General features: G+C 50.6%; 17 protein-coding genes. 1 reads left to right on the forward strand and 16 read right to left on the reverse strand.

Translation table 11 applies throughout. From position 1 onward, the window contains the following. From ACR9Y8_RS23085 to ACR9Y8_RS23095, 3 genes are read right to left on the reverse strand one after another with little or no spacing between them, the layout of a single operon-like run. Entirely contained in the window at positions 1–900 is a 900-nt protein-coding gene (locus ACR9Y8_RS23085; RefSeq protein WP_481215615.1) for a histone deacetylase family protein, read from the reverse strand. Between the two features lie 5 nt (positions 901–905). After that, positions 906–1553: a ligase-associated DNA damage response endonuclease PdeM gene (gene pdeM / locus ACR9Y8_RS23090; protein WP_481215616.1), complete on the reverse strand. Its 648-nt coding sequence runs from the start codon at positions 1551–1553 to the stop codon at positions 906–908. A 45-nt stretch (positions 1554–1598) separates the two neighbouring features. Beyond that, complete coding sequence (locus ACR9Y8_RS23095) at positions 1599–4052, reverse strand: ligase-associated DNA damage response DEXH box helicase (RefSeq protein WP_481215617.1); 2454 nt, start codon at positions 4050–4052, stop codon at positions 1599–1601. A 33-nt stretch (positions 4053–4085) separates the two neighbouring features. Between ACR9Y8_RS23095 and ACR9Y8_RS23100 the strand changes: the two genes are divergently transcribed. Next, positions 4086–5411 (forward strand): NCS2 family permease, encoded by a 1326-nt coding sequence (locus ACR9Y8_RS23100; RefSeq protein ID WP_481215618.1) that lies wholly within the window; start codon positions 4086–4088, stop codon positions 5409–5411. A 3-nt stretch (positions 5412–5414) separates the two neighbouring features. On the opposite strand, the gene ACR9Y8_RS23105 is transcribed toward ACR9Y8_RS23100, so the two are convergent. The 13 genes from ACR9Y8_RS23105 to ACR9Y8_RS23165 all read right to left on the reverse strand — a co-directional run bounded on the left by ACR9Y8_RS23105 (position 5415) and on the right by ACR9Y8_RS23165 (position 21015). Then, on the reverse strand, positions 5415–6452 hold the full coding sequence (locus ACR9Y8_RS23105; RefSeq protein ID WP_481215619.1) for a S66 peptidase family protein: 1038 nt from the start codon (positions 6450–6452) through the stop codon (positions 5415–5417). A gap of 33 nt (positions 6453–6485) precedes the next feature. Next, a complete protein-coding gene (locus ACR9Y8_RS23110) occupies positions 6486–6890 on the reverse strand; it encodes an ester cyclase (protein ID WP_481215620.1) in 405 nt (134 codons plus the stop codon). A 12-nt stretch (positions 6891–6902) separates the two neighbouring features. Further along, positions 6903–7760 carry a YncE family protein gene (locus ACR9Y8_RS23115; protein ID WP_481215621.1) on the reverse strand — a complete coding sequence of 286 codons (858 nt, stop codon included), beginning with the start codon at positions 7758–7760 and terminating at the stop codon, positions 6903–6905. Between the two features lie 59 nt (positions 7761–7819). Next, complete coding sequence (locus ACR9Y8_RS23120; protein WP_481215622.1) at positions 7820–8683, reverse strand: helix-turn-helix transcriptional regulator; 864 nt, start codon at positions 8681–8683, stop codon at positions 7820–7822. Between the two features lie 20 nt (positions 8684–8703). Further along, complete coding sequence (locus tag ACR9Y8_RS23125) at positions 8704–9174, reverse strand: Lrp/AsnC family transcriptional regulator (protein WP_481215623.1); 471 nt, start codon at positions 9172–9174, stop codon at positions 8704–8706. Positions 9175–9249: 75 nt separating this feature from the next. Next, positions 9250–9615 carry a hypothetical protein gene (locus ACR9Y8_RS23130; RefSeq protein ID WP_481215624.1) on the reverse strand — a complete coding sequence of 122 codons (366 nt, stop codon included), beginning with the start codon at positions 9613–9615 and terminating at the stop codon, positions 9250–9252. Positions 9616–9646: 31 nt separating this feature from the next. Further along, a complete protein-coding gene (locus tag ACR9Y8_RS23135) occupies positions 9647–11260 on the reverse strand; it encodes a SusD/RagB family nutrient-binding outer membrane lipoprotein (protein ID WP_481215625.1) in 1614 nt (537 codons plus the stop codon). 28 nt (positions 11261–11288) lie between these two features. Further along, positions 11289–14738, reverse strand: a complete 3450-nt coding sequence (locus ACR9Y8_RS23140) for a SusC/RagA family TonB-linked outer membrane protein (protein WP_481215626.1) — start codon at positions 14736–14738, stop codon at positions 11289–11291. A gap of 51 nt (positions 14739–14789) precedes the next feature. Continuing rightward, a complete protein-coding gene (locus ACR9Y8_RS23145) occupies positions 14790–15971 on the reverse strand; it encodes a FecR domain-containing protein (protein ID WP_481215627.1) in 1182 nt (393 codons plus the stop codon). A gap of 53 nt (positions 15972–16024) precedes the next feature. Continuing rightward, a complete protein-coding gene (locus ACR9Y8_RS23150) occupies positions 16025–16618 on the reverse strand; it encodes an RNA polymerase sigma-70 factor (protein WP_481215628.1) in 594 nt (197 codons plus the stop codon). Between the two features lie 47 nt (positions 16619–16665). Then, a complete protein-coding gene (locus ACR9Y8_RS23155; RefSeq protein WP_481215629.1) occupies positions 16666–18264 on the reverse strand; it encodes an ATP-dependent DNA ligase in 1599 nt (532 codons plus the stop codon). A 218-nt stretch (positions 18265–18482) separates the two neighbouring features. Further along, positions 18483–19487, reverse strand: a complete 1005-nt coding sequence (locus ACR9Y8_RS23160; protein WP_481215630.1) for a ligase-associated DNA damage response exonuclease — start codon at positions 19485–19487, stop codon at positions 18483–18485. Positions 19488–19689: 202 nt separating this feature from the next. After that, positions 19690–21015, reverse strand: a complete 1326-nt coding sequence (locus ACR9Y8_RS23165; protein WP_481215631.1) for an ABC transporter substrate-binding protein — start codon at positions 21013–21015, stop codon at positions 19690–19692. Between the last annotated feature and the right edge of the window lie 99 nt (positions 21016–21114).

The following is a 21114-nucleotide window of genomic DNA, read 5'->3' on the forward strand; positions in this document are numbered from 1 at the left end:
TTAGTTCCAGACAGCAGCAGCTACCTTGAAGGTATTGCAATGCGCATTTACAATGTCTTTTATATTGGCTGAGTATCCGCCGCCCATAGCCACTGTACAGGGAATATGATGTTTGTGTAAATAAGAGAGCACCATCTCATCCCTTTCTTTGCATCCGGCCTGCGTTACTTTCAGCTTTCCGAATTTATCTGTTTCCAGTATATCCACCCCGGAAAGATAAAATACTATATCCGGCTTTACCCTATCAATCAACGCGGGCAGGGCCTGTGCTAACAGTTGCAGATACGTGCTGTTATCCGTGCCGTCTTTTAAAGGAATATCCCAGTCGGATGCTTCTTTGTGAAAAGGATAATTATTGGCGCCGTGCATGCTAAAGGTGAATACCTGCGCATTATCTGCAAACAAGGCCGCCGTTCCGTTACCCTGGTGCACATCCAGGTCAATGACCAGTACCTGCTTTACCAGCTTTTGAGCTAAGAGATAATTGGCTGCTACCGCAAAATCATTCAGCAGGCAAAAGCCTTCTCCACGATCAGCATAAGCATGGTGCGTGCCGCCGGCTACGTTCAGTGCAATGCCATGATGCAGGGCATGCAATGCGCAATCTATGGTGCCACGGCAGATAGTGATCTCGCGTTGCGTCAATGCGGGCGACTGTGCAAAGCCTATCTTCCGTTGTTCGCGTTCGCTCAGGGTTTGCTGTTTCAGCTTTTGCCAGTATACTTCGTTGTGAGTAAGCAGGATGATCTCTTCTTCCAGCGGCGCAGGAGAGAAGAGATGTGCGGCGGTGATCACTCCTTCGCGCAGGAGCTGCTGGGGGATCAGCTCATACTTCTCCATCGGGAAGCGGTGGCCTTCCGGTAAAGGATGCACATAGATAGGATCGTAAGCAATTTTCATACGCATTATTGCACCTGGAAGATGCTTTTATTGGCAATAGCAAATACCTGCTCCCCATCATCCGGGTCCAGCATGGCCAGGCCTGTAAAACGGCCGAATGCAGGCAATATACCGCAATGTTTTCCGAAGTAGAAGCAGGGCAGGCGTATACTTTGTCTGCCTGTTCCGGAGATGTACACACCCGGGTGCAGGTGGCCGGAGAAAACATAATGCCCGTTCTCTTCGTCTTCGCAGGGCTCGTGCATGAAATGAATATTACGAAGGGTCAATGTGTCCTGTACACTGATCTGCAGGCTTTCATACAGCGAAGCATCCAGTATATCATGGTTGCCTTTTACCAGTATAAAACGGATATGCGGAAACTGTTGCCGCCACAGGCGAAAATATTGTACCTCGTTATTGGCGCTGCTGTGGAACAGGTCGCCCACTACAATGATCTGTTGCGGGTGATAGCGGGTGATCAATTGCTGCAGCCGATACAGGTCTTCTTCAATGATGCCTGTTGGTACGGCAATGCCTGCCTTACGGAAATGGGCGGATTTACCCAAATGCAGGTCAGACAGTATCAGGGCCATTTCTTCTGCCCAGTACAGCGCCCTGCCTGCCGATAAGTGCCATGTTTGTTGCTGAAAATTAAATACCGCTTCCTCCACAGTTCCACATGATTTTTTAGGACATCAAAGCTACATACTTTCCTGTTACGAATGCTTCAGCATTTTTTTGATCCGGTCTTCCAGTTTCTCGCTGGTCAACTGCTCCCGCAGGCTGTCTACCTTGATCGGGAAGCAGAAGGGTGTAAGCCGGTGAGGGTCCGTGATCACGATCCGGCTGTTGTAAATGCGTTCCATGGCTTCCCGCAAACGGGCTTCTTCCATCTGGTAAAAGAAAGCTTCATTGAAAGCCTGTCGCAGCAACAGGTTGTGCGCATCGTAATCTTTAAAAACGTTGAACAGCAGGGACGCCGATGATTGCAAATGTCGGCTGGTCTTGTGCTTGCCGGGGTAACCCTGGAATACCAGTCCCGCTATCACTGCAATGTCGCGGAACTTCCGCCGCGCCATTTCTGTAGAGTTCACACTGGCCTGCAGTTCCACGGTCAGATTTTCAGTCGTGAACAGTTCCCGTACATTGGTAGGGTCTACCGGGATGGGCTGATCGCTCAGCAGCTCAAAGCCGTAATCGGTCATGGCAATGGAGAAAGTGATCGGCGTTCGCTGACTGATCCGGTAGGCCAGCAGGGCGGCCATTACCTCATGCACTAAACGCCCTTCAAAGGGATATACAAAGAGGTGATGACCATCTTCCGTTTCTATTTTCTCGATCAACAGCTCGTTCTCCGTCGGGATGTGCGACAGCTCTTCCTGCAGGTCAAACAGCGGCTGCAGGATCCTCAGCTCCGGTTCACGGGAAGTACCGGAAAGTGCTTCATTGAAGGTGCGCCGCAGGATCTTCCCCAGGTTGGCGGATAAGGGCATACGGCCGCCTCCCCAGCTGGGAATGATACCCCGTTTGGCTTTAGAACGGCGTACCAGTACGGTCATATCCTTGATCATCACAAACTCCAGTATGTATCCACCAGTACTGAAAGTATCGCCGGGTTGCAAACGCGCAACGAACCATTCTTCTATCATGCCGATGTATCCGCCGGTCATGAATTTCACTTTCAGCATGGCGTCGCTTACAATCACGCCGATATGCAGGCGATGGCGCATAGCGATCATCCGGCTACGGCAGATATACAGATCGCCTTCACGTTCCAGCTTGCGGAACTCATCATAGCTTTGCAACGCCTCGCCGCCGGTGGTCAGGAAGGAGAGGATCCATTGCCAGTCTTCTTCGGTAATATCGCTGTAACAAAAAGTGCCGCTGATCTCTTCGAATACCTCATCTGCATAAAAGCCATCAGAAACGCCCAGCGTCATCAGGTATTGCAGCAGCACATCATAAGCCAGCAGCACAGGCATACGGCTTTCTACCAGCTCTTCCTGGAGGGCGGCTTTCAGGGCGGCTGCTTCTACCAGTTCCAGCGAGTGGGTGGGTAAAAAGTAGATGCGGCTCACCGCCCCGGGCTGGTGACCGCTACGCCCGGCCCTTTGCAGAAAGCGGGCTACGCCTTTAGGACTGCCCACTTGTATCACCGTGTCCACAGGCCGGAAATCAACGCCCAGGTCCAGGCTGGCGGTACATACCACGGCTTTCAGCACGCCGCTGTGCAGCGATTCTTCCACCCAGGTGCGCAGTTCCATATCAATAGAGCCGTGGTGCAATGCAATGGCCCCCGCCAGGTCCGGGCACTGGCGCAGGATCTCCTGGTACCATATTTCAGATTGAGAGCGGGTATTGGTGAATATAAGGGTGGTGCGGCTTTCCAGTATAATGGGCAGCGCCTTTGGCAGCATGCGGGTGCCCAGGTGCCCCGCCCAGGGATATTTCTCGATCTCATCCGGCAGCACGCTTTCCAGGGCGATCTGTTTTTTGAGCTTGGCGCGGATGATCACCGCCCCGGGATCCGGCCTGCCCAGCAGCACTTCCAGCGCTTCATCCAGGTTGCCGATGGTGGCAGATATGCCCCAGATCCTCAGGGGTGAGCGTCCTTCCTTGCGCGCCAGGCCTTTCAGGCGGCTCATGGCCAGCTCTACCATCACGCCCCGTTTGCTGCCCAGCAGCTCATGCCATTCGTCGGCTACAACGGTGTGTAAGCCGCTGAACACGCGCGCATAATCTTTTTGTGCCAGCAGCACATGAATGCTTTCCGGCGTAATGATCATGATCTCAGGCATCTGTTTTTTCTGCTGCTGCCGTACAGCCGTCGGCGTATCGCCGCTGCGGATGCCCACCTGCCAGGGCATATCCAGCTCCTGCAGCACTTCCTCCATGGCCCGGCCAATATCCTTTGCCAGCGCCCGTAAAGGCGTGATCCACAACATTTGCAGGCCGTTCTTTGTTTTCTTCCGGTACTCGCGGGGGTGACGGTCTATCCAGTCTATTACTACGCCCAGGAACAACGAAAAGGTTTTGCCGTACCCGGTAGGAGCGTTCACCAGCCCCGATCTTCCCTGCTGGTAGGCGCGCCAGGCTTCTTCCTGAAACGCAAAAGGCTGCAGCTCTTTTGCAGCCAGCCAATCTGTGATCACTTTCCATCCTTCGGTCATACTATGAAATTAGGATAAAATCTATTTTTGTGCATGCTATCAACATTCTTTCGTTTACCAGCACATCAAACTACGGTAAAAAAAGAGATCCTTGCGGGGCTGACCACCTTTTCCACCATGGCGTATATACTCGCTGTGAACCCCGGTATCCTTTCCAGCACCGGTATGGATTTTAACGCGCTGATCACCGCCACCGCCCTGTCGGCCGCCATTGGTACGCTGGTAATGGCCCTGTATGCAAAGCTGCCCATCGGCGTGGCGCCCGGCATGGGGCTCAACGCTTTCTTTGCATACACCATTGTAGCGGGAATGGGTTACAGCTGGCAGTTTGCGCTCACCGCAGTTTTCCTCGAAGGCATCATCTTCATTGCGCTCTCCCTGCTCCGTATACGCGAAGCCATCATCAACAGCATACCCGATAACCTGAAGCATGCCATTTCTGCGGGCATCGGGCTCCTGATCGCATTGATAGGAATGGCTAATGCAGGTATTATTGAAACCGGTATGCGGCACGTCGGTAACGACCGCCTGGCAGGTGTGGTGCTAAAGATAGGCGATATTACCAGCGCCGGGCCATTGATCGCATTAACAGGTTTGATCGTCAGCGCCGTGCTGATGTACCGTAAGGTGAACGCCGCGCTGCTCATCGGTATACTGGCCGCCACCGTGGTGGGCATCCCGTTCGGCTTAACACATTTGCCTGAGAACGGCCGGCTGGTGAGCCTTCCGCCCTCCCTGGCGCCTATTGCCTTTAAGCTGCAGTTTGACAGGATTTTCACTATGGACATGGTACTGATCCTTTTCACCCTGCTCATGGTAAACCTGTTTGATACTGTGGGCACCTTGATAGGCCTTTGTAATAAAGCCGGCCTGCTGGACAGCCAGGGGCGTATTCCGCGCGCTAAACAGGCGCTGTTGGCAGATGCAGTGGGCACTACCGCTGCAGGTCTGTTAGGCACCAGCGTGGTAACTGCCTATGTAGAAAGCGCCAGCGGTATTGCGGCCGGTGGCCGCACCGGCTTAACAGCGCTCACCGTTGCATTCATGTTCCTGCTGGCCTTGTTCTTTGCACCTGTATTCGCCATGATCCCGCAGGCGGCTACGGCGCCCGCATTGATCATTGTAGGCATGCTCATGATGAGCGCCGTCATGAAAATAGATTTCAATGATGTAACAGAAGCTATTCCTGCCTTCCTGGCTATTGTGATGATGCCTTACAGCTACAGCATTGCAGAGGGAATTGTATTCGGTATGCTGTCTTACGTGCTCTTAAAACTGTTAACCGGGCAATATAAAGTGATCAGCCCTGTGATGTACGTGTTGGCGATATTGTTTGTGATAGCATTGGTAATGGCCTGATGTTTATCTCAGTTCCATAAGTTCCACTTTATCGCTGCTTACGTTTAAGCGGTGCATCACACCGCATTTCAGCGCATAATTATTTCGCTGATGCCCTACCGGGAAATTAAAGCAAACAGGGTAGGGCAGGTCTTTCACTCTATCCAGCACCATATCGTAAACCGTGCGGCCAAATTCTTCTCCCGGGTCATCTGGTTTAATGCGGTTAAAGCCGCCGATGATAAGGCCTGCCAGGCTGTCCAGCTTATGCGAACGTTGCAGGTTGCCCAGCATGCGGTCCAGGCTATAGAGATACTCACCGGCATCTTCCAGGAAGAGTATTTTACCATTCGTATCTATTTCCGAATCTGTGCCGGATACACTTTGTATCATGGAGAGATTGCCGCCTATCAGTATACCGCTGGCTTCACCGTTGCGGTTGCGCGCATCCGGCAAAGCAATGTACTGCATAGGCACTCCCGTTAATGCCTGCCGGATGGAAAGAATAGTATTTTGTACTTCGGGATCTGCGTTTTGAAAGTCATCCGGGAAGCTGTTGCACATTTTTGAATGCAGGCTGGCAATACCGTAATGCCGGTTAATATGACAATGCAGCACGGTAATATCACTGAAGCCGATCACCCATTTGGGTTGTTCCCTGAATTTTGTGAAGTCCAATTGGTCTACGATCCTCGCACATCCATATCCACCGCGGCCACACATAATCGCCTGAAGATCCGTACTGTCCAGCATAGCCTGCAGGTCCTGCAAGCGTTCTGCATCCGTACCGCCGAAAGTAAAATCACGTTTGCCTACGGTATTGCCGCTACGAACTTTAAAGCCCCAGCTCTCCAGGATGCGTACGGCAGGCTGGATCTCTGCTGCGCTGATATAACCCGCCGGACAGGTAATACCGATCGTATCGCCCGGTTTTAAATAGGGGGGAATGAAAGGATAAGGAGCAACAGTAGCCGCACTTGCAGCAGCCCTTGAAAAACGGCTGAGCACAGGTATACTCATACCAGTGCTCAGCAAAGCAGAAAGGAAATGCTTACGGTTCATAGGGTTAATGTAACAATAATTTTCAACAAGCGCTTATTCGCCGCTGCTGATCACCTGTCCGTAACGCCAGTGCTCCGCGTATTGACCATTCTTCAACTTCACAATATCTATCAGGTACATCGATACCCTTTTACCGCTGGCAGGCTGCCCCATGAATTCGCCGGTTTGTAGGCCGGTGATGGCTTTGCGGGTCACTACGGTATCGCCTTCTGCTATCTGCTCAAAGATCTCCACCTTGATGTCTGAAAGCGCTTTGTGCAGCACGTCTATGATATAATCCCTCACGCCTTCCCTGCCGGGTTGTGCGCCAATCGCAAAGGCGCTGCGGTTCACAAAATCAGCTGCCACGATCTCTTCAAAGGCCTGCAGATCGCCTTTCTCAATAAAGTCCTTGTTAAAGCGGGTTACTACCGCTTTGTTCTTTTCCTGCTCGGTCATCGTTCATTTATTTTACAGTGAATGGATCAGCACTTTGCTTTCCAGCATAACAGGGATGTACAGGCGTTTCTTTTTAGCGTCCAGGTAGAAATCAGCCGGGCCTGCAATGAGGGGCATCTCTATCTTGCTGGCTGTTTTGCTGCGAAGGTCTATTTTTTCTACAATACCGGCCGGACGTCCCATCGCCACCCAGTCAGATACTACCAGGGTATGCGCATCCAGTTGTTCCAGGCCGTCAAAGCCACCGTGAATGTCGCCAATCCTTTCATACACGGGTTGTTGATCCTGCCAGCTCACTACGCCGATCTCGCCGCCCTGCACGTTCTCAAAAAGAAAATTGCAGGTGTACAAATGTTTGCTGGCCTTATCATAATGCAGGCCGTTAGCGCCTTTGAGGTCCACTACAGGTGTGGTTGTACCGCTGCTGATGTTCACTTCCACGATTTTGCCAACGTCCATCAGTGAAACAAATAAAGTATGATCATCCTTCACGGTAAGGTCATTGGCAAAGTTGGTGTGATAAGCGCTGAGGCTGATCTCTGCTGTTTTTTTCCCGGAAGCAAGATCAATGCCTACAATACGATCCAGGTCTGCTACGTATAAAATGCCTTTAATAATAGCAGTGCCTTTGGGTGCATTTAACACTTCGCTGGTAATGCTGGGAGTGATCATCTTTCCATCCAGCGACAGTTTGCTGATAAAGCCGTCGCCGTCTCTGGCCGCAGGGTCGCCGGTTTTACCGATGTTGGTGGCGTAGAGGAAATGACCATCAGCATTCAGGCTTTCAGGATGTGCCAGGGCCTGGTTGTCCTGCGCGCTGGCATGCCATGTCCATACCGCAGCAGCAAGCAGTAATACTATGTTTTTCATTGAAAAAATGTTTAAGCAAAGGTATTGGTGAGCAGGGGACTGCTGGTAACGCTAAAAGCTCAAACAATTGCTTTTTTGGCTCTGTCGGTATTGGGGGTAATACCGTACTCCTGTTTATATATCCTGATAAAATGGGGAATGTTCTCAAAGCCGCACTCCATCGCTATTTCAGACACCTGTTTATCAGTATGCTGTAGCAGCATGTGTGCGTGCGCCAATCTTTGTTCATTGATCCACTTCTTGGGCGGGCACTGAAATTTCTGCTGAAAATCACGTTTAAAAGAGGCCAGGCTGCGGCCCGAAAGTTTGGCCAGCTCTTCCAGCGACAATGGCTGAAAGAGATGCGTACGTACTATATAATCGATATCCAGCGGACGACCGAATGCAATGCTCTGCAGAAAGGTCAGCACCTGGGGCTTCTGCGGGCCTGCCAGTAAGAGCAGCAGCAGTTCTTGCAGTTTCAGCTGCAGGATGTTTTCCAGCCCGTCTACATTTTTTCCGAAATAACCCATGAACTGGTTCTTGAAATTATCCAGCAGCTCATTAGTAGGGATCACCAGGTGGGAGGCGGTTTCCGGCGCCGCCGCAGTAGAGAGCTGGTAGCTGTGCAGGAATTTCTTCAGGAACTCATCGGTAAAGAACAGCAGCAATGCTTCGTAGTTCAGTCCCTCCGGTATGAATTCAGACATGGTATAAATGCCGCGTTTCATCAGCATTACATGCCCCGCCTCCGCAATATGCGTATGCTCGCCAATGTGCAGGAGCTTATGTCCGCCCAGCACAAACAACAGCGTATGCTCTGTGATGAAGTTGGTCCGCTTGTCAGTGGTGACGGCCGTTTTATACCTGGCAAAAGGCATGGTGGCCGATTGCAGCACATGGTCATTCTTTTCAGTCACTAATTGTGGGTACCGGTGTAGCATACTGCAAAGTAAAGGGATTCTTACACAATTTTGTGAGTAGCCTTGATAACAGACATAACGAACACGCTTTCCATATGCCCGATATTATCCAGCTCGCCCAGCTTATTTACATTGAATTCGTAATAAGCGTTCATATCCTTTACCTGCACTTTCAGCATAAAGTCAAACTGCCCGGAGATGTTCAGGCATTCCGTTACCTCTGTAAATCCTGTTACTTCCCGGATAAATTTACCGCCTGCTTTTTTACCATGTTCTTTGAGCGAGATGTAACACAGTACGGTCAATCCCTTATTGATCTTACGCGGGTCTACAATAGCGGCATACTGGCGGATTACGCCCGACTGCTCCATTTTGCGGATCCGCTCATATACGGGCGTAGCGCTCAGGTTCATACGGGAGGCAATATCCCGTATCGTCATCTTGGCATCTTCCTGCAACAGTTTAAGGATGCCCAGATCTTTGTCATCCAATACTATATCATTCAATTCCATTAGAATATTGTACTGTTTAATGGTTAGATTACTGTACAATATACTAATTATTCCGCACCTTGCAGGGCAACCTTGCTAGGGCTTCGGGTTTAAAATGATAATACCGCTCCTGGAATTTACCTGGTCTCCATTCCTGACTTCCAGGTAGAGCTGAAGGGTATCTTTTTGTGTAACCGGCGGACATCCAAAGCGGAAGTGCGGCTTTGTCCACACTTCCACGCCGTTCACCTTCCAGCTGGCCTTACAGAGATGAGCCGGTGAGAACTGGATGTCATATTCCACGGTGTCGCCTTCATATACATTGGCTTCCTTTGTCCAGGTGCCGAGTATACGTGGATAGTCTGCTTCCGTCAGCGGCGGGTTTTGCGGATCTTTTTTGCAGGCGCAGTACAGGCTCAGAAATAAAAACAATACAACAGGATATTTAAGCGCATGATGCATACGATGGTTGCGTTTAGTCAGTTTAGTATTATTATTTATCCCACCACACAGGTTTGGTCCAGTCGTCCTTACCGCCCAGCCGCTGAACGGCGGCATTGTAATTATCTTTATTATCGATGCTTTCAAAAATCGGGTAGGGCAGCCGCCTGGGAATGGTAGCGGATTCCGATCCTCTCGAGGGATCGCTCACGGATTTCAGCTTCGGATAACCGGAGCGCCGCCAATTGGCAAAGGCCTGTACACCATCCATGAAATAGTACACCCATAGTTGTTCATTGATATGCTGCAAGGCTGCTTCGCCTGCCCCCAGGGGATTTGCTGTTATATATTGATCGATGCTGTCTTGCGGAACCGCTTTCACCGCGGGGTACAGGGTTAAAGATTTAATAGCAGCATCTACGCCGTTCTTGTAATGTTGTTCCGCACTTCCGTTGATATTCCAGCGCAGTGATGCTTCGGCCAGGAGCAATTCAACTTCTGCATTCGTGATGTGAATGCCCGGCGCATCAAATGTAATTAAGGCATTCGCTATTTGCGGACGGCGTTCCGAATCCAGCCATCTGTCTTCTACATGTGCGTATATCGGCTCATCTGGTAGTGCAAAACCACCGGGCCAGTCGTCCCACCAGAAATTACCCGGCTTTACAGGGGCAAAGCCCAGGTCACTTTTTTTCAGCAGCTCTGTAATATCCGTGCGGCCAAAAGGTTGCTGGCGGCTGTCATTCAGGTAAGCCCTGCCCAGGATGAACTGGCGCGGGTCATGTGTTTGCGCAAGATGATCCCATAAGGTGGAAGCGATACAGATATCCGGCCGTTCTCCTTCTCCTACAATGCCGGCCGACAGCCCATTGCCCCTGAACTCCCAGTTATAGCCGTTATGGATATTCAGGTGCTTGGTGATCGCGTTATCTTCAGCAGATAAGATCAAACCGCCCACGCCATTGATCGCCGCTGTTGCTTCCGTTTTAGCCATAGCAGGATCCGCTTTGATCACGCGCATGGCCAGGCGCAAACGCAACGAGTTCCCGAATTTCTGCCACTGTGCAATATTGCCGTGATAGATAATATCGCCGGTAACCTTGTCCTTGCTCATGTCCAGCGCTTTCACAGCAGCATCCAGCTCACGGAAAAAATCTTTGTAAATATCCTCCTGCCGGTCATATGCGGGCCTGTCTATACCGTTGATATAGCCCTTTCCCGCATCAAAATAAGGAACGTCTCCGTAGGTATCTGTCAGCTTTGAGAAAAGGTACACCTTAAAGATCCTGGCCACGGCGTTGATATTCACTTTTGCCGGATCGCCGGTGGTGCGCATAACAATATCTACCAGGTTCTTGATCATCTGCGGGTACATATTCGAGAACATCCTGTTGGAGTCAAAATCATATTGCTTGTATAAACCGCCGAATTGAGATCCCCAGCTGCCTGCATGCTGCTGTATCATCGGCGAGAGGAATTCTAAAACGGGCAAGGTCACATCACGGAAGCCTGTTGTTTGCAGCTGGCATAGCGAAAGCTGGTGGTTGGGATCTATATCGGAAGAGGTATCCGGGTCTTTGTTCAGCGCTTCATAATCCTTTTTACAGCCGGCCATTGTGATCACGGCTGCTATTAACACTATCCAGGTACAAGATCTGATAAACATAGTGATGATATTTAAAAATGAACGTGGATTAAAATTTAGCGTTCAGGTTGATGCCCCAGCTTTTCCTGGTAGGTAAGGAACCATATTCCAGTCCCTGACCGTTACTGTTATTATAGTTGGAGTCAGGATCAACATTGGGTACCCGCTTATAAATGATGAAAGGGTTACGGCTTACTACAGAGATAGCGGCACTTGTCACAAATGTTCTTTTCAGCCATGCTGCGGGAAGCGAGTAGCCTACGGTCAGCTCCCGCATCTTGATATAGCTGGCGTCATAGATATAGGGAGTAGGTATTTGTCCTGAGTTCTGGAAGTTTTGCCACCATACGCTGGGATTCACATAACGGGTATTGGGCCGGTACACTGTTTTGCCGCTGGCGTCTTTTTCTTCTATGACTCCTTTGGGCAGATAGCCGCCGGTGGGCGTCCATTCGGCAGAACTTTTGCCTGCGGCCTCTCTTTCTTCTTCGGAGCGGATCCAACCCTCTCGTCCCTCCAGGGTATGCTGATCGCTGCCGTTGGCATGTGCGATCATATTCGTCATAGAAAAGAGGTCTGCTCCCCATTTTACATCAAACAGCGCGGTAAGATAAATGCCTTTATAATTGAAGGTGCTGCTAAGCCCACCTGTCCAGTCCCAGGTGCCTTTGCCCAATACGGTGAAGTTGTCTGTAGGTACGGGTAAGGCCGTATTCGCATCCACGATGATCTGTCCGTCGGGCGACCGTTTAAAATCTTTGCCGATGATGGCGCCGTACAATTCTCCTTTCCTGGCTACAATGCGGGCGCCTGCCCAGCGGGCTTCTGCGAGGGAGAGGTCATCAAGGCCGGGCGCCAGTGAGATCACTTTGTTCACGTTCCTGGCAAAGTTGACAGACAGGTCCCAGGAGAAGTTTTTGTTACGCACCGGGCTGCCGGTTAGCAATACTTCCATACCGTTATTGACGATCTCCCCGGCATTGATCACCTGGAACCTGAACCCTGATGTAATGGAAGAAGGAACGGTGACGATCTGGTCCTTGCTGTTCTGCCGGTAATAAGTAAAGTCTAGCCCCAGGCGGTTGTTCAGGAATTTAAGCTCTGTTCCTAATTCTATGGACCGTGTGCGCGAAGGCCGCAGATCCGGGTTGGGCTTGGTTTCCTGGGCAATGTATGCCAGGCCGTAGTCTTCATAGGGCAATCCCAGCAGGTTGTAGCTTAAGGCCAGCTGAAAAGGATTGGTGTCGCCGCCTACCTGTGCCCAGGATGCACGCAGCTTACCGAAATTCAGCCATTTACCGGCCAGTTTGAAGGCATCTGTAAATATGAAGCTACCTGATACGGAAGGATACAAATAGGTGTTATCCGCAACCGGTAGGGTAGACGACTGATCCCTGCGAAGAGTGGCATCTACATACAGGTAGCTCTTATACCCGGCGGAGATCATGCCAAACACGGAGTTGATCTCTTTGCGATAGGAAGACTGCTTTACATCTTTCTGCAGATAGCTGTTCAGGGAGATCGCATCGCCTTTCATGTTCTTGCCTTCGGCATCCATGATCGTATTATCAATACCGAAAATGCTGCCGCCGATATTGGCGGAAAGCGAGATGTCTTTAAAGCCTTTTCTAAAACTGATCAGTAATTCGTGGTTATAGGTGAGGTTGTCAAAGGTCTGTCTTCTCAGCCTGCCGGGAATATCTCCGGGCGTTGTGCGCGGCACATACTCTTCAAAATAATAACCACTGTAATCAATGCCAGAGGTCAGTTGTGCACTGATGGCCGGGCTCAGCTCGTACCTTAACTGGCCGGAGGCAATGATGCGGTTCTTCTCTGATTTGTTGCTCATCTCGTATAGCGACCAGTAAGGATTTAAACGCCAGGGATTACCACCGTTCCAATCGTAATAAGTGCCATTTTCATCTTTATCATTTGCCAGCCATGCCTGGTCATAATTGTTGGCCAGCCCTATCAGGCTATAGGCGGCATTGTTCTTGCTGTCTGACAAAGCAGGGCGGTTGTGCACTTTTTCCCGGACGTAGTTCACCTTGGCGTCCAGGTTCAGTTTTTTCCCGAACCGCGAAGTGCCGCGCAGGGTAAAGGTATTGCGCGACATATCACTGTTAGGCAGGATGTCCGTATTACGCATATCGGATACAGACCCACGAAAAGTGCTCTGCTCATTGCCAGAGGAAAAAGAAAGCGTATTGGTGAATGTCATACCGGTGCGAAAGAAGTTTTGAATGTTGTTCGGCACCAGCGAATAAGGCCGCTCTTTTCCGTCAAAACCAATGATGGTGAGGCCGGGGTCCAGCTTAGCGCCCCAGTTGCTGGTCACGGAACCGCGGTCGCCCCGGCCCGGTAGCAGACCATTATTGCCCTGGCCATAGCTATACTGGTAGTTCTCAAAACGGGTGAGTATACGTTCAAAGCTGCTGGTGCTGTTCAGCTCAACGCCCAATCCTTTTTTCTTTGTGCCTTTCTTGGTAGTGATCAGGATCACGCCATGCGAAGCCCTGCTGCCATATAATGCGGATGCTGCGGGCCCTTTTAATACAGATACGGTTTCGATATCATCCGGGTTGATGCTGGAGATCCCGTCACCCAGGTCGTAACCGCCGTAAGTGCCTGCGCTGCCGGGGTTACTGTTGTCAATAGGCACGCCGTCCACTACATACAGGGGCTGATTGTTTCCCGAAAGCTCTGTATTGCCCCTGATGATCACCCGGGTAGAGCCGGAGGGACCGCCGGCCGTAGTATTGATCACAAGACCAGGTACTTTACCTGCCAGAGAATTGATTACATTCGGTTCCCTGGCTTTGTTGAGTTCATCGCCACCTACTTCTCCAATGGCATATCCCAATGCTTTCTTTTCTCTTTTAATGCCCAGCGCCGTTATCACCACCTCGTTCATCTGGCGGGCATTCTCTTCAAGTACCAGGGTAATATTACGTTGGGCCCCTACCGTTATTTCCTTTGTGAGGTAGCCAATAGAAGAGAACTGCAGCACCGCATCTTCGCCGGGTACCAGCAGCACAAAATTTCCGCTGGCGTCTGTAACGGTTCCTGCTGAACTACCCTTTACTTTAATGGAAACGCCTGGCAACGCTTCACCACCTGGGGCCGTTACCTTTCCTTTGATGGGGATCTCATTCTGCTGCGCAGCAGCGGTTTTCCTGGAGAGTACGATCGTTTTGCCTACTATACGAAAATGCAGCGGCTGATCTTTCAGGATAAGGGCCAGGAAATCAGCCAGCGGCATATCTTTTACTGTGGCAGATACTGGCCTGGCATCCTTTAGCAGCTCTTTGTTGTAAAAAACAACAAAGCCGGTCTGCTTTTCAATAAGGGGAAAGATCTGCTGCAATGCCATCTCCTTTGCAGAAAAGGTAATGGTTTGCGACAGCGCCCTGGCGCTTATTTGCACAAAGAACGCCGTTAAAAAAACGAAGGTAAGGGGCATTACATGCACAATAGAGTTGGTGATTCCCTTTTTCATAACAATCTGTTATTAACGTGGATGGTTGATCAGCTGAATAATAGGTCGCCTTTAAGGCATTACGATCAGGCGCCGGCCTTCTGTTCGGAAATGTACTTCTGAGTCGTCAAGCACTTTTAAAAGGTCGGATAATGGCATGTCCCTGCTTATTTTACCCCCGAATACAATAGGCGGAACGCCGGTTTCATACACGATCTCAATATCATACCACCTGGACACTTGCCGCATTACCTCTTCCAGGCTGGTATCTTCAAAATCAAAAAGCCCGTTCTTCCAGGCAAGCGCCTTCTCAAGATCTGTGTTGTTTATAATTTCAATGGCCTGTTTGCCCGCGCGGCTCTGAATCCGTGCCGCTTGTCCGGGCGACAGCAGGGCTGTATGTTGTCCACTGATCATGCGCACAGCTCCTTCTACCAGGGTGGTTCTTATAGCTGCTTCGTCGGGGTATGCATGTACGTTAAAGCGGGTTCCTAATACCTGTATGCCCGTTTCCTTGTCAATATTTACCATGAAAGGCCGCTGCTCATCTTGCGCGATTTCAAAATAGGCCTCGCCGCTGATTTGTACGCTTCTTTCCCTGCCGCTGAAAGCAGTGGGATAGGTGAGGGAAGAGGCGGCATTCAGCCATACGCGTGAACCGTCTGGCAGTACCAGCTGGAACTGTCGTCCACGTGGGGCGGTAATAGTATTGTAGCTTATTTGCGGACCTGCTTCGCCCACAGCGTCGTAGCTGAGTTGCCCGTTTTGTAACACCACCTGTGCGCCGTTCTGCCTGGCCACGAGCCCGTTCTTAAGGCTGTCCAGCACTACCTGGCTGCCATCTGCCAGGGTAAGGATAGCACCTTGTTGGCCGGGCGCTATATCTGGCAGCATGGCGGTACCAGGCGTCGCTACAGTTGTATTTTTTCTTTGAAGGCTTAACAAATAAGCGCCTGCACTAATTAACAGGATAACAGCGGCTGCCCATCCCCATTTGCGCAGCAGATACACCCGTCCGGCAGGCCTGGTCGCCGGCCTTGAAATGGTAAGAATGGCGTTCAATATCTCTTCAGCTGCCTGCTCGTCAACCGCAGGTGCCTGGTTGGCAGGAACATCATATTGCTCGCTGAGCTTGTCCAGCAAAGCCTGGTAAGCAGGCTGCTGGAGCAACGCAAAGAACTCTTCCCGCTCTGCTTCGGTATACGACTTCCGCAGGTACTGTTGAAAAAGATATTCAAAGCGCGCTGTTTGCATAATAGTAAGAGACCGTGGAGGGCGCAGATTATTAGTGGAACGTAAAATTTTTTTTAAAAAAGATCCCGGCGGTGCAGAAATACGATAAAAACCTCCAGGCTGGATACCAGGAAAGCCCTTACCAAACGGAGGGCAATGGTGAGGTGAACGCTGACGGTAGCCTTGCTGATGCCCATTTCTTTTGCGATCTCTTCCCGCGGAAGCCCTTCTATCCGGCTCAGTTCAAACACTTTCCGCTGCTGCGGACTGAGTATGGCCAATGCCTTTTGCAACAGCTCCTGGATCCGGTGCTCGGAAAGCTGGTATACCGGATCAATGTCAGATGCCATGAGATCAGCAACTGCGCTGAGGTCCTGTGTTCTGCCTGCCGCCAGCTGTTTTAATACCCTTAAGGAGCGGTTCCTGGCAATGGTATATAGGTACGCGGCCAGGTCCTTGATGGCAGTCAGCTGCTCCCGGTTCTTCCAGGTGATCAGGAATACGTCCTGCAGGATCTCTTCCGACAAGGCCTTATTCTCGGTATAGGTCCACGCTACATTATATACCAGCTGCTTATACGCATGAAACAGCCGGGCAAAGGCCTTTTCATCTCCCCGGGCGATGCTTGAAAGGAAGGAAGCGTCAGTATGTAGGCGATGATTTACCAATATGGCAGTGATTTATCAGCAGGATAAAAATAGCAGAAAAACGGGCATCACATACCTTTGTATTGTTGCAGCAGTTGCTGCAGGTCTTCCAGTGTATTGATCTCCTGTGGAGATTTATCTTTCCTCCAGCGGTGAATTCTCGGGAAGCGTAGCGCCACGCCTGATTTATGGCGGTTGCTGGCGGCAATGCCTTCAAAAGCGATCTCAAATACCAGCTCCGGCTTTACGGTTCTTACCGGGCCAAATTTCTCCAGCGAGTTCCTTTTCACCCAATAATCCACCTCGCCGATCTCTTTATCTGTAAGGCCTGAATATGCCTTGGTGAAGGGCACCAGCTGATCGCCATCTTTCACGGCAAAAGTATAATCGGTATAGAGGTCGGCGCGGCGCCCATGCCCTTTCTGCGCATAGATCATCACCGCATCGATGGTAAAGGGATCGATCTTCCATTTCCACCAGTCGCCCCGTTTGCGGCCTACCTGGTAGGGAGAGTTGCTTCTTTTCAGCATCAGTCCTTCGCTGCCCTGGTCCCGGGCTTGCTGCCGCAATGCGGTGAGCCGTTCCCAGCTGTCGAAGGTGATCACGGGGGATAAGCGCAGGGCGGGATGATTTACTTTTTCTACCAGTTGCTCCAGCAGCTGCCGCCGTTCCACCAGCGGTGTATCGCGGATGTCTTTGCCTTCCCATTCCAGCAGATCATAGGAAAGGAATACTACCGGCGCTTCCTGCAGTTGTTTACGCGTAACGTTCTTGCGGCCGATGCGTGTTTGCAGAAACTGGAAGGGCAGTGGGAAATTATTGCTGTAGGTAAGGATCTCTCCGTCTACCACGGTGCCTTCAGGAAGGATACTCAGTAATGGCGCATACTCCGGGAACTTTTCTGTGATCAGCTCTTCCCCTCTTGACCATACAAACAGCTGATCATTACGTTTGATAAGTTGTCCGCGGATGCCATCCCATTTCCATTCTGCGATCCATTCTTCCGGCGTTCCTAATGTATCCGGCTCTGCTTCCAGGGCGTAGGCCAGGTAAAAAGGGTAGGGCTTGGAAGCATCAGCGCCAGCATGGTTTTCATGTAACAATGCATCCAGGCTGGTTTGCCGCGGGTCCCAGTTACCGCTGATCATGTGCGATAATGTGGCAGCCGGTATATCATAAGTTTGTGCCAGTGCATTCACCATCATTTGCTGTGAGACGCCTATACGGAAACCGCCGGTGATGAGCTTATTGAACACAAACCGCTCATTGGTATCCAGCTCCTGCCAGGCTTGTAGTATGAATTGTTGTTTTTCGGGTTCCGGTGCTTTTTCTATGGCGATAAGTTGCTCCAGCCAGTAGTGAAGGGGATGGGTAGATAATCGTTGTCCCGTTTCCGGTAGCAGTAAGGCGATGGTTTCTGCGAGGTCTCCTACTGAATGATAGCATTCTTCAAACAGCCATTCCGGTAATCCTGCGGCTTGTATACACCAGTTCTTTAATTGCGTGCTGTTCACAGTACGTTTGGGCCGCCGCCCGCTGAACAGGGCCAGTACCCATGGCTTATCCCGGTCATCCGCTGTTGCGAAATAACCGCGTAAGGCATCCAGCTTTTCATTGGTTTTTGTGCTGTTGCTGATAACCTGTACTAAGTTGGTGAATGCTTTCATGAACTTGTATTAAAAAGTCTGAGGTTTGAGGTTTGAAGTTTGAGGTTTGAGGTTTGAGGTTTGAGGTTCGTTGAAGGTTGGAGGTTGCTGATGAAAAACCAGCACGAAAGTCGATATCTTTTATTTCAGATGTTTTGGATGAGGCCGAAAAATATGTTTTGAACTTTTAACCTCTAACGAACTTCAAACCTCAAACCTCAAACCTCAAACTTCAAACCTCAAACCTCAACATTTTCTTCTTCATCCTCCGTTCCAAACTCCGTCTTCACCTCCGCTGCCGCTATCCCATTCTCCTGCAAATACCTTGCAAACGCGCTGCTAAACCCATGCGTGGTAAACACTTGTTCCGCGCCCGTTGCCTTTACTACCTGCAGCAATCCCGTCCAATCCGCATGATCAGACAGCGCAAATCCTGCATCGGCATTGCGCCTGCGCATATGCCCACGAACCTGCATCCATCCGCTGCAGATCCCCAGCGCATAAGGATTAAATTTCCGCATCCACACACTCCCCGCTGCCGAGGGCGGCGCAATGATCACGGCCCCTTTCAGATCCGCCTTCGGCGTATCCGGTGTAATGCGTTGTGCAGGCGGTAGTAAATGCCCGTTGGCCAGCAACACCTGGTGCGCCACATCAATGGCCCCATGTACCATAAAGCGGTCTACACTGTCTGCTAAGTTATACATCAGCCGCTGCGCCTTGCCCAGGCTATAGGCCAGCAGCACGCTGCTCTTCCCGTTCTCCCGGTTTTCGTTGATCCAGTCCCTGATCTGGCTGAAGATGATGCCTTGCGGCTGCCAGTTGTAAATAGGCAGTCCAAACGTGCATTCCGTGATGAACACCTGGCAGGGCAGGGGCTCAAACTGCCCGGAAAGCCCGTCGTTCTCTATTTTGTAATCCCCGCTTACCACCCATACTTCATTGCCTTGCTGTACACGTACCTGTGCACTGCCGATAATATGCCCGGCAGGATGCAGGGATACCCGCACCCCATTGTAAGCAATGGTCTCCCCAAAGTTCACACCCTGTACGCTGATATCGCCTAAACGCAGTTTGAGTAATGGAACGCTGTCGTGCTGACAGAGATAATGCTGATGCCCCCAGCGGGCATGATCTGAATGCGCATGCGTGATCACCGCACGTTGTACCGGCCGCCAGGGATCAATGTAGAAGTCGCCGGCCGCACAGTAAATGCCCTTATCGGTAAATTGGAGAACAGACATGTAACTAGCTATTGGCTGTTAGCATTTAGCTTTTAGCTAAAGCTACCAAATACAAGGCGTCAAAAAAAATGCCGGAAGATGTATCATCTCCCGGCATTTCACTAATAGCCAACAGCTAACAGCCAGTAGCTAGTAAAAAAAATGCCGGAAGATGTATCATCTCCCGGCATTTCGCTAATAGCTAACAGCTAACAGCCAGCAGCTAGTTATTCAGCCGTACATCTGCGCTGTCGCTTTTCTGTATAATGTAAATATTCTTGTTCTCGAAATAATCCGGCTGCGCTTCGTTCTCTTTCAGGTATACCGGCTGGTAGTTATAGCTGGTGAACACCTTTTTGGAAGGATCGTTTACAGCGGTATTGAAATACACCCCTTTATCGTTCAGCAGCTTGAGAAAGTAGTAAGTGGCTTCAAAACCTTTGTAGGCCATATCGGAAGGACGTGCTTTATACACGCGCTTGAAATAGTCGCCGATAAAGCGGCTGTAGGCATCCAGCTTATCATTGAAGTAAGGAGTGGAGTAGTACAGCTGCAGGCTTTTCAGCTCCGGCTCTTTGAACTTCATTACATCCCAGGTAGGCATACCGAAGATGTGCAGGGGATAAGTGGCGCTTTGTACGCTTAGCTTCTGCAGGATGGCTTTAGCGCCTGCTTCATCCAGTGCGGTCACGATGCAGATGTTGGGCCGGTCGGCCAGCAGGTTTTGAGACAGTTCCATATCGGTAGTGCCTTCATTCCAGACTACTTCCTTGATACGTACTTTGCGGTCGCTCTGCATTTTGTCGTAAGCCGCTTTGATATCATTTGCTATACGCGATTCAATACTGTTGTTGCGGCGCAGCAGTACAATGTTCTTGGTGGCAAAGCCTGTCTGCACATAGTTCTGCAATGCTTCGCAGTGCGTCTTTAAGGTGCTGTTGGTGATCAGCAGGAAAGGGTTGGCGCTTACACCCCCATCATTCGGGTAGGTGGCGGATACCAGGTTCACTTCCTTGCTGCGTGCAAAATCAGCCAGCTCTTTCAGTTCCGGATTGCTCACGGAGGCGATGATCAGGTCTACCGCATCCAGGTTCCTGTTACGCACCAGGTTGGGTATGCTGTTCATGCGGGATTTGCTGTCGTATACAATCACGTTGAGGTTCAGGCCCTGCTGGCGTAAAGTGTCCAGCGCAAGCTGTGCGCCTTCGTAGAAATCCAGGCCGGGCAGCACATAGCGTGGCATGGTGCGCCCGGGAATATCCATGGAACTTGCAAATACGGAATCAAGATATAAAGGAGCAAATAAAGCAACGTTGTAAGAGGATCTTTTTACTTCCTTGGCAAAGGCAGGCACATTGAAGGGGGCTGCTTTGGCTTCTGCTTTCTTTTCCTCGTCTTTCTTTTTTTCTTCGGTTTTCGGTTTGGATGTTTCTGTTTTCGGAACATTCGTGCTGGTGCTTGTACCGCTTTTGAACAGCGAACAGGCGCTCAGGAACATTGCCAGTACTGATACAGCTAACAGTTTTTTGTTGATGGTTTTTCGGCTCATAGCGTTCTTTGAATTACAAAAATCATTCCCGGTTAATAGTCATTAGTCGTAAGTCATCAGTCGTCAGTAAGGAGCAAAATCGTAGCACTGATCACTAAC

The sequence above is a fragment of the Chitinophaga sp. SVR4-12A genome (genome assembly GCF_056754765.1).

What these genes read in the sequence shown, in the direction of transcription:
- ACR9Y8_RS23085 (WP_481215615.1), bottom strand. Translation starts at nt 900, where the DNA reads ATGAAAATTGCTTACGATCCTATCTATGTGCATCCTTTACCGGAAGGC.
- ACR9Y8_RS23095 (WP_481215617.1), bottom strand. Translation starts at nt 4,052, where the DNA reads ATGACCGAAGGATGGAAAGTGATCACAGATTGGCTGGCTGCAAAAGAG.
- ACR9Y8_RS23100 (WP_481215618.1), top strand. Translation starts at nt 4,086, where the DNA reads ATGCTATCAACATTCTTTCGTTTACCAGCACATCAAACTACGGTAAAA.
- ACR9Y8_RS23105 (WP_481215619.1), bottom strand. Translation starts at nt 6,452, where the DNA reads ATGAACCGTAAGCATTTCCTTTCTGCTTTGCTGAGCACTGGTATGAGT.
- ACR9Y8_RS23110 (WP_481215620.1), bottom strand. Translation starts at nt 6,890, where the DNA reads ATGACCGAGCAGGAAAAGAACAAAGCGGTAGTAACCCGCTTTAACAAG.
- ACR9Y8_RS23115 (WP_481215621.1), bottom strand. Translation starts at nt 7,760, where the DNA reads ATGAAAAACATAGTATTACTGCTTGCTGCTGCGGTATGGACATGGCAT.
- ACR9Y8_RS23120 (WP_481215622.1), bottom strand. Translation starts at nt 8,683, where the DNA reads ATGCTACACCGGTACCCACAATTAGTGACTGAAAAGAATGACCATGTG.
- ACR9Y8_RS23125 (WP_481215623.1), bottom strand. Translation starts at nt 9,174, where the DNA reads ATGGAATTGAATGATATAGTATTGGATGACAAAGATCTGGGCATCCTT.
- ACR9Y8_RS23130 (WP_481215624.1), bottom strand. Translation starts at nt 9,615, where the DNA reads ATGCATCATGCGCTTAAATATCCTGTTGTATTGTTTTTATTTCTGAGC.
- ACR9Y8_RS23135 (WP_481215625.1), bottom strand. Translation starts at nt 11,260, where the DNA reads ATGTTTATCAGATCTTGTACCTGGATAGTGTTAATAGCAGCCGTGATC.
- ACR9Y8_RS23140 (WP_481215626.1), bottom strand. Translation starts at nt 14,738, where the DNA reads ATGAAAAAGGGAATCACCAACTCTATTGTGCATGTAATGCCCCTTACC.
- ACR9Y8_RS23145 (WP_481215627.1), bottom strand. Translation starts at nt 15,971, where the DNA reads ATGCAAACAGCGCGCTTTGAATATCTTTTTCAACAGTACCTGCGGAAG.
- ACR9Y8_RS23155 (WP_481215629.1), bottom strand. Translation starts at nt 18,264, where the DNA reads ATGAAAGCATTCACCAACTTAGTACAGGTTATCAGCAACAGCACAAAA.
- ACR9Y8_RS23160 (WP_481215630.1), bottom strand. Translation starts at nt 19,487, where the DNA reads ATGTCTGTTCTCCAATTTACCGATAAGGGCATTTACTGTGCGGCCGGC.
- ACR9Y8_RS23165 (WP_481215631.1), bottom strand. Translation starts at nt 21,015, where the DNA reads ATGAGCCGAAAAACCATCAACAAAAAACTGTTAGCTGTATCAGTACTG.